The organism is Pseudomonas sp. Xaverov 83 (genome assembly GCF_019352905.1).
GTDB classification, from domain to species: domain Bacteria; phylum Pseudomonadota; class Gammaproteobacteria; order Pseudomonadales; family Pseudomonadaceae; genus Aquipseudomonas; species Aquipseudomonas yamanorum.
Genome location: NZ_JAAAFU010000084.1, coordinates 12,116 through 20,460, shown reverse-complemented (window position 1 = coordinate 20,460; position 8,345 = coordinate 12,116). Strand labels below are relative to the sequence as shown.

The 8,345-nt window shown below is 60.6% G+C and carries 8 protein-coding genes and 1 tRNA gene; 5 read left to right on the top strand and 4 right to left on the bottom strand.

Annotated elements, in window-relative coordinates:
* Positions 1-119: 119 nt before the first annotated feature.
* Complete coding sequence (locus tag K0H47_RS28405) at positions 120-665, bottom strand: TetR/AcrR family transcriptional regulator (protein WP_063028281.1); 546 nt, start codon at positions 663-665, stop codon at positions 120-122.
* Positions 666-756: 91 nt separating this feature from the next.
* On the opposite strand from K0H47_RS28405, the gene K0H47_RS28400 reads away from it, so the two are divergent.
* The 4 genes from K0H47_RS28400 to K0H47_RS28385 all read left to right on the top strand — a co-directional run bounded on the left by K0H47_RS28400 (position 757) and on the right by K0H47_RS28385 (position 5,508).
* Entirely contained in the window at positions 757-1,950 is a 1,194-nt protein-coding gene (locus K0H47_RS28400) for an MFS transporter (protein ID WP_093207638.1), read from the top strand.
* Positions 1,951-1,991: 41 nt separating this feature from the next.
* Complete coding sequence (locus K0H47_RS28395; RefSeq protein ID WP_177072065.1) at positions 1,992-2,303, top strand: cupin; 312 nt, start codon at positions 1,992-1,994, stop codon at positions 2,301-2,303.
* Positions 2,304-2,409: 106 nt separating this feature from the next.
* On the top strand, positions 2,410-3,564 hold the full coding sequence (locus tag K0H47_RS28390; RefSeq protein ID WP_177072066.1) for a TDT family transporter: 1,155 nt from the start codon (positions 2,410-2,412) through the stop codon (positions 3,562-3,564).
* A gap of 69 nt (positions 3,565-3,633) precedes the next feature.
* Complete coding sequence (locus K0H47_RS28385) at positions 3,634-5,508, top strand: MFS transporter (protein WP_218264525.1); 1,875 nt, start codon at positions 3,634-3,636, stop codon at positions 5,506-5,508.
* 121 nt (positions 5,509-5,629) lie between these two features.
* Here K0H47_RS28385 and sugE read toward each other — a convergent pair whose 3' ends face one another.
* The 3 genes from sugE to rdgC all read right to left on the bottom strand — a co-directional run bounded on the left by sugE (position 5,630) and on the right by rdgC (position 8,092).
* Positions 5,630-5,944: a quaternary ammonium compound efflux SMR transporter SugE gene (sugE, locus tag K0H47_RS28380; protein WP_003190128.1), complete on the bottom strand. Its 315-nt coding sequence runs from the start codon at positions 5,942-5,944 to the stop codon at positions 5,630-5,632.
* A gap of 105 nt (positions 5,945-6,049) precedes the next feature.
* Positions 6,050-7,015 (bottom strand): bile acid:sodium symporter family protein, encoded by a 966-nt coding sequence (locus tag K0H47_RS28375; protein ID WP_063028291.1) that lies wholly within the window; start codon positions 7,013-7,015, stop codon positions 6,050-6,052.
* Positions 7,016-7,171: 156 nt separating this feature from the next.
* The gene (gene rdgC / locus K0H47_RS28370) at positions 7,172-8,092 is read right to left on the bottom strand and encodes a recombination-associated protein RdgC (protein WP_008430455.1); all 921 of its coding nucleotides are present in this window, start codon (positions 8,090-8,092) and stop codon (positions 7,172-7,174) included.
* A 161-nt stretch (positions 8,093-8,253) separates the two neighbouring features.
* Between rdgC and K0H47_RS28365 the strand changes: the two genes are divergently transcribed.
* Positions 8,254-8,329 (top strand) — tRNA-Val (locus K0H47_RS28365).
* The last annotated feature ends 16 nt before the right edge of the window (positions 8,330-8,345 follow it).

The following is an 8,345-nucleotide window of genomic DNA, read 5'->3' as shown; positions in this document are numbered from 1 at the left end:
TGGTGGGGCAAGAGCGTTTTGCTTACTTTTGCGCTTTTCAAAAGTGAGCCGCTGTAAGAGCGGAACCATAGGCGGCCGTTACCGCAGCAACGGATATACACCCAAACCCACAACCCACCTCACCCCCGCAAAGCCAACTCAATCAACTCATGCAGCTCTTCAACCTCCAACGGCGCAGTAGAAAACAAACTGCGAAACACGGTGGGCGCGACGATCAGGTTGATCAGCCGATCCACGCTGGGGGCAGTTTCAGCATCGCCCGGATAGCGATCCAGGATCGTCTCCAACTGCCCGGTGAGAATCCCCACGCAATACCCCGGCGCCTGACTGCATTGCACATCGCGCATCATCTCCCGGCCAAGATCCGAACTCATCTCATCGCGATACTGCTCACCCCAGGCCCGCAGGTCGCCACGCAGGCTGCCAGTGTTGGCCGGCTCACTGTCCGGCCGCAGACGAGCCATGGCGACATCCGCCAACAACGCAGCAAGGTCACCCCAACGGCGGTAGATAGTCGAAGGCGTGACCCCGGCGCGCGTCGCTATCTGCGGCACGGTCACGCTGGAACGGTCCTGCTCTTCGAGCAATTCGCGCACAGCCGAATGCACTGATTCCTGAACCCGGGCACTACGGCCCCCCGGGCGGAGGCCTTCTTTTATCGCCATGCGTAAAACCTTAACACAAAGAATTTGCTTTAAGCGCCATCCAGTAGCACACTCCGCAAAAGCAAAATATTAGCTTTAGCGGAGCGTGCCCATGTCCAGCGTTACTTCCCATCGTTCCAGCCTGGTGTTCCTCGCGATCACCTTGCTCACGTTCCTCGCCGCCTCCAGCGCGCCGACGCCGTTGTACCACCTCTATCAGGAAGGCCTGCATTTTTCGGCAGCAATGCTGACCCTGGTATTCGGCATCTACGCCTTGAGCCTGCTGGCTGCCCTGCTGACCGTGGGTTCTCTGTCGGACCATCTGGGGCGCAAGCCGGTGATTTTTGCCGCGCTGCTCCTCGATATGCTGGCGATGCTGCTGTTTATCAATGCCGACAGCGTCGGCTGGCTGATTGCCGCCCGCACGGTACAAGGCTTTGCCACCGGCATGGCCACCGCCGTATTGGGCGCTGCGCTGCTCGACACTGACCGCCAGCAAGGTCCGTTGATCAACAGCGTAGCGCCTTTGTTGGGCATGGCCTGTGGCGCCATGGGTTGCAGCCTGCTGGTGGAGTTCGCGCCGATGCCGACCACGTTGATTTATTGGACCCTGCTCGTGTTGATGATCCTCCAGGCGTTGTACGTCTGGCGCCTGCCGGAAACAGTCAGCCGGATGCCTGGCGCGCTGGCCTCGCTGTGGCCTACCTTGCATGTGCCACCCCAGGCGCGTCGTGCGTTGTGGATCTCATTGCCGGTGGATGTAGCGGTGTGGGCCATGGGCGGCTTTTACCTGTCCCTGGCGCCCTCGCTGGTACGAGCGGCCACCGGGTCCACCTCGAACCTGATTGGCGGCGGGCTGGTCGCGGTGTTGACGCTGAGCGGTGCGGTGATGATTTTCAGCCTGCGCAACCGCCCGGCGGACAAGGTCCTGCGGTTGGGCGCCGTGCTGCTGGCGGTGGGTGTCGCGCTGATCCTCACGGCCGTCCACAGCGCCAGCCTGCCGCTGTTTTTCATTGCCACGCTGATCGCCGGCGGCGGCTTCGGCTCGGGGTTCCTCGGCGCACTGCGCAGCGTTTTACCGTTGGCCTTGCCCCATGAGCGAGCGGGTTTGATGTCAGCGTTCTATGTGCTGAGTTACCTGGCGTTCTGCGTGCCGTCGTTGTTGGCGGGCAACTTGACGCGCACCTTCGGTTTGATCGCCACCACCGACGGTTACGGCGTGGTGCTGATCGTATTGGCGCTCGGCGCGTTGGTGGCGTTGCTATTGCAGGATTTGGCGCGGAGCAGGGCGACGGCGGGTAATTGATTCGGTAATAATTCGCCACCCGTACGCCTTGGGATTCACACATGAAGATCATCCGCAGCAAGGACTTCACCGGCAGCCGCGCCTGGGAGGCGCTGGACATCGCCAACATGAACGGCATCACCACCCGGTTGCACTGGACCGACCAGCCGTACCGCTGGCACGTGAATGACGGGGAGGAGGTGTTCGTGGTGCTCGATGGCCAGGTGCAGATGCACTACCGCGAAAACGGCACCGAGCAGATGGCGTTACTGCACGTCGGTGACATCTTCTATGCCAGCGTCGGAACCGAGCATGTGGCCCATCCACAGGGGGCCGCGCGGATTCTGGTGATTGAATCCGAAGGCAGCGTTTAATCGTATATCTACAAAACAGATAACAGTTAGAGATATTACCCGTTATATAGATATTCGATTCGGTTCTACCATGGCCTCAACCTCATGCGAGGAAGAGGAATACACCATGACTTGCCCGAATACGCTTCACAGCAGCTTGAAACCCTTCAGTCACCTGACCCGTCCCCGGGAAGTGATTCGCCAGTTCACCCCCAACTGGTTTGCCGCCACCATGGGCACCGGGGTGCTGGCGTTGGCGCTGGCGCAATTGCCGGTCAACCTGCCGGGGCTGCACGCGGTGGCCGAAGGGCTGTGGCTGTTTACCATCGGCCTGTTTGTGCTGTTCAGCGTGCTGTACGCAACGCGCTGGGTGATGTTTTTCCACGAGGCGCGGCGTATTTTTGGGCACTCCACGGTGTCGATGTTCTTCGGCACCATTCCCATGGGCCTGGCGACCATTATTAACGGCTTCCTGGTGTTCGGCCTGCCGCGCTGGGGTGATGGCGTGGTGCAACTGGCCGAAGTGCTGTGGTGGCTGGACGTGGCGATGGCCCTGGCCTGCGGGGTGTTGATCCCGTTCATGATGTTCACCCGCCAGGAACACAGCATCGACCAGATGACCGCCGTTTGGCTGCTGCCGGTGGTGGCCGCTGAAGTCGCCGCCGCCAGCGGTGGCCTGCTGGCGCCGCACCTGGCCGATGCCCATTCGCAACTGGTGATGCTGGTGACCAGCTACGTGTTATGGGCGTTTTCCCTGCCGGTGGCGTTCAGCATCCTGACCATCCTGATGCTGCGCATGGCCCTGCATAAACTGCCTCACGCCAATATGGCCGCGTCGAGCTGGCTGGCCCTCGGCCCCATCGGTACCGGCGCCCTGGGCATGTTGGTGCTGGGCAGTGATGCACCGGCCATCTTTGCGGCAAATGGCTTGCCCGGCGTCGGCGAGATGGCCAACGGCATCGGCCTGGTGGCGGGGATCACCCTGTGGGGCTTCGGCTTGTGGTGGATGCTGATCGCGGTGCTCATCACCGTGCGTTACCTGCGGGCCGGCATTCCGTTCAACCTTGGCTGGTGGGGCTTCACCTTCCCATTGGGTGTGTACTCGCTGGCCACGCTGAAACTGGCGAGCACCTTGCACCTGGGCTTTTTCAGCATCGTCGGCAGTGTGCTGGTGGCAGCGTTGGCCTTGATGTGGCTGATCGTTGCCAAGCGCACGGTGCAAGGTGCCTATAAAGGTGAGCTTTTTGTATCGCCGTGCATTGCAGGACTAGCGAATAAGTAAGCAGGATTAGGTAAAGTCGTGGCCTGGAAAAACCAATAACAGTCTTCAGGCCACGCAGGAACACGGACGATGAGCCACCCCTCGCAATTCACTTTGCTGCGCAAACGGCGCTTCCTGCCGTTCTTCATTACCCAGTCCCTTGGGGCGTTCAACGACAACATCTTCAAGCAGTCGTTGATCCTGGCGATTCTCTACAAGCTGACCATCGACGGTGATCGTTCGATCTGGGTCAACCTCTGTGCCTTGCTGTTTATCCTGCCGTTCTTCCTGTTCTCGGCCCTGGCCGGGCAATTTGGCGAGAAGTTCAACAAGGACGCGCTGATCCGAGTGATCAAGATCGGCGAGATCGTGATCATGTCGGTGGGCGCGGTGGGCTTCATGTTCAACCACCTGGAGCTGATGCTGCTGGCGCTGTTCGCCATGGGCACGCACTCGGCGCTATTCGGGCCGGTGAAGTACTCGATCATGCCCCAGGCCCTGCACGAAGATGAGCTGGTGGGCGGCAACGGCCTGGTGGAGATGGGCACGTTCCTCGCGATTCTGGCCGGCACCATCGGCGCCGGGATCATGATGTCCTCCACCCATTACGCGCCGGTGGTTTCCACCGCCATCGTCGGCATCGCGGTGCTGGGTTACCTGGCCAGCCGCAGCATTCCCCGCGCGGCGGCGTCCAGCCCCGAGATGCGCCTGAACTGGAATATCTTCAGCCAGTCCTGGGCCACCTTGAAGCTGGGCCTGGGGCAGACGCCGGCGGTGTCGCGCTCGATTGTCGGCAACTCGTGGTTCTGGTTTGTCGGCGCGATCTACCTGACCCAAATCCCGGCCTACGCCAAGGAGTGGATGTACGGCGACGAGACCGTGGTCACGCTGATCCTCACGGTGTTCTCGGTGGGCATCGCTCTGGGTTCGATGCTGTGCGAGAAGCTCTCCGGGCGCAAAGTCGAGATCGGCCTGGTGCCGTTCGGCTCCTTCGGTTTGACCGTGTTCGGTCTACTGCTGTGGTGGCATTCCGGCGGGTTTCCGCAGAACGTCCAGGCCAACGACTGGATCGCGGTGCTGAGCTACGGCCAGGCGTGGTGGGTGTTGTTCGATATCCTCGGCCTCGGTGTATTTGGCGGTTTCTATATCGTGCCGCTGTACGCACTGATCCAGTCGCGTACCGCCGAGAACGAGCGGGCGCGGGTGATCGCGGCCAACAACATCCTCAACGCGCTGTTCATGGTGGTCTCGGCGATTGTGTCGATCCTGCTGCTGAGCGTGGCCAAGCTGTCGATCCCCGAGTTGTTCCTGGTGGTGTCGCTGCTGAATATCGCCGTCAACGCCTACATCTTCAAGATCGTGCCCGAGTTCACCATGCGTTTCATGATCTGGCTGCTCGGCCACTCCATGTACCGGGTCGAGCATAAAAACCTCGAGCTGATCCCGGACGAGGGCGCGGCATTGCTGGTGTGCAATCACGTGTCGTTTGTCGATGCGCTGTTGATTGCCGGTTCGGTGCGTCGGCCGATTCGCTTTGTCATGTACTACAAGATCTACAACTTGCCGGTGCTGAACTTTATCTTCCGTACTGCCGGGGCGATTCCGATAGCCGGGCGGCATGAGGACATCCAGATTTACGAAAAAGCGTTCCAGCGGATTGCCCACTACCTGAAGGACGGTGAGCTGGTGTGTATCTTTCCGGAAGGCAAATTGACCTCCGATGGCGAGATGAACGAGTTCCGCGGTGGGGTGACGCGAATTCTTGAAGAGACGCCGGTGCCGGTGATTCCGATGGCGTTGCAGGGGCTGTGGGGGAGTTTCTTCAGTCGCGATCCGAACAAGGGCTTCTTTCACCGGATCTGGTCGCGGGTGACCTTGGTGGCCGGCGCGCCGGTGACGGTAGAGGCGGCGACGCCCGAGGCGTTGCATGGGGTGGTGGGGGAATTGCGCGGGAGTGTCAGGTAGTTGATCGTTCCCACGCTCTGCGTGGGAATGCCGCCGAGGACGCTCTGCGTCCGCTTTTAGAGTCGTGACGCGGAGCGTCACAGGATGCGTTCCCACGCAGAGCGTGGGAACGATCTGGTGCTTAAGCGCTGATTTTGAGCCCAATGAGCCCACAGATAATCAACGCCACACTGGCCAGGCGAAACAACGCCATGGACTCCCCGAACAGGATAATCCCGGCAATCACCGTGCCCACCGCACCGACTCCGGTCCAGATGGCATAGGCGGTGCCCAGTGGCAGTTCCTTCATGGCCAGCCCCAGTAGCCCGAGGCTGACGGCCATGGCGGCAATCGTCAGGGCCGTGGGCAGTGGCTTGCTGAAACCGTCGGTGTACTTCAGTCCGACGGCCCAACCGACTTCAAACAGTCCGGCAAAAAACAGAATGATCCAGGACATGATGACCTCCCTTCTTAGGTGGGGTCGTCCCCTGATTAATCGCACGATAGCGTCGCGAGGTCGTCCCCGCGAAGCCCGGTAGAGTGCCGAATATTGATCAGGTGATCAAGTTTCTGACTTGCTCGCCAACAGTTCGCGATCTTCCTTTTCGCTCATCCGCCGGAAGTACGTCGCCAACAACGCCCCGGAAATATTGTGCCAGACGCTGAACAGCGCACTCGGCACCGCCGCCAGTGGCGAGAAATGCGCGCTTGCCAAGGCGGCGCCCAAGCCGGAGTTCTGCATGCCCACTTCCAGCGCCAGGGATTTGCGTTGCGCCAGTGGCAGGCCGAACACGCGGCCGGTGAAGTAACCCAGCAGGAAACCAAAGGTGTTATGCAGGATCACCACCGCCATGATCAGCAGGCCCGACTCGGCAATTTTCGCCTGGCTTGCCGCCACCACGGCGGCGACGATCGCCACGATGCTGATCACCGACACCAGCGGCAACACCTCCACCGCGTGCCGTACCCGGGCGCCCAGCAACCGCTGCGCCACCACTCCGAGCACGATCGGTAACAGCACCACTTGCAGAATCGACCAGAACAACTCCATGAACGACACCGGCAACCAGGCAGAGGCCAGCAGCCAGATCAGTGCGGGCGTCAGCAGCGGGGCGAGGAGGGTAGTGACGGCGGCGATGGCCACCGACAGCGCCAGGTCGCCCCGGGCCAGCCAGGTCATGACGTTGGAGGACGTACCGCTCGGGCAGCAGCCGACGAGGATCACGCCGACGGCAATTTCCGGCGGCAGGTGAAAGACCTGGCACAGCAGCCAGGCCACGCCGGGCATGATCACGAAGTGCGCGACCACACCCAGTGCCACGCGCCACGGGTGGCGCGCGACTTCAGCGAAATCTTCAAGTTTGAGGGTCAGCCCCATGCCGAACATCACCAGGCCCAACAGCGGCACGATGGCGCCTTTCAGACCGATAAACCAGGCCGGTTGCAGGAACGCAACCACGGCAAAAATCAGCACCCAGTAGGCGAAGGTATTGCCGACGAAACGGCTCAAGGCGGCGAGTGCGCGCATGGGGTTGGTCCTTGTTATTAGAATGCTGGAAGTGCTAACCCGATCAACTGTGGGCGCTGGCTTGCCTGCGATAGCATCACCCGGGTTTAACTGATAAACCGAGGTGCCCGCATCGCAGGCAAGCCAGCTCCCACATTGACTGTGCCCACTTAAGACTTAGATGCCTTGTGGGGTTTCTTCGCCACCCAGTGCTTCCACCAACGCCGGCAGGAAGTCGCCAAACGTCAGCATCATCAGGGTAAAGCTGGCGTCCTGCTGGCCCAGCGCTTCGTCGCCGCCGTCCTGTTCCGCCTGATCCTGCAGCAGGTCTTCGAACTTCAGGCGCTTGACGGTCATCTTGTCGTCCAGCATGAAGGACAGCTTGTCCTGCCAGGCCAGGGACAACTGGGTCACGACTTTGCCGGTGGTCAGGTGCAGCTGGATCTCTTCGCCGGTCAGGTCCTGGCGCTTGCAGCGCACGATGCCGCCGTCTTCGTGGGTGTCGCGCAGTTCGCATTCGTCGAGGACGAAGAAGTCGTCGGCCGGTTTCTGGGTGGTGACCCAGTCGGTCATGATGGCGGTTGGCGCGGTTTTCACGGTCAGCGGACGTACCGGCAGGGTGCCGATCACTTCACGCAGGGTGGACAGCAGGTCTTCGGCACGTTTCGGGCTGGCGGAGTTCACCAGGATCAGGCCCTGTTTCGGCGCGATGGCGGCGAAGGTCGACGAGCGACGGATGAACGCGCGCGGCAGGAAGGCCTGGATGATTTCATCCTTGATCTGGTCGCGTTCCTTTTTGTAGACCTTGCGCATTTGCTCGGCTTCGATCTCTTCGACCTTTTCCTTCACCGCGTCACGCACTACGCTGCCCGGCAGGATACGTTCTTCCTTGCGCGCAGCGATCAGCAGGAAATCACCGCTGACGTGCACCAGGGGCGCGTCTTCGCCTTTACCGAAAGGGGCGACGAAACCGTAAGTGGTCAACTCCTGGCTTGCACAAGGGCGCGCCAGTTTGGTGGCCAGTGCAGTTTCCAACGCCTCGGCATCAACAGGCAGATCTTGGGTCAGGCGATAGATAAGCAGGTTTTTGAACCACATGGGGTGAGTCTCTCCTTATATACAAAGGGGGGCATTATTCTCCTCATGGCGTCATAGGCCAACCCTCGCTAAGCCATTGGAAGGCCTGAAAAAAATTATTTAAGAAAGTGCTTGCCAGACCATGGGTCGCTCCGTAGAATGCGCGCCACACCGAAAGTGAAGGGTGATTAGCTCAGCTGGGAGAGCGTCTGCCTTACAAGCAGAATGTCGGCGGTTCGATCCCGTCATCACCCACCATTCGCTTTTTAGTGTT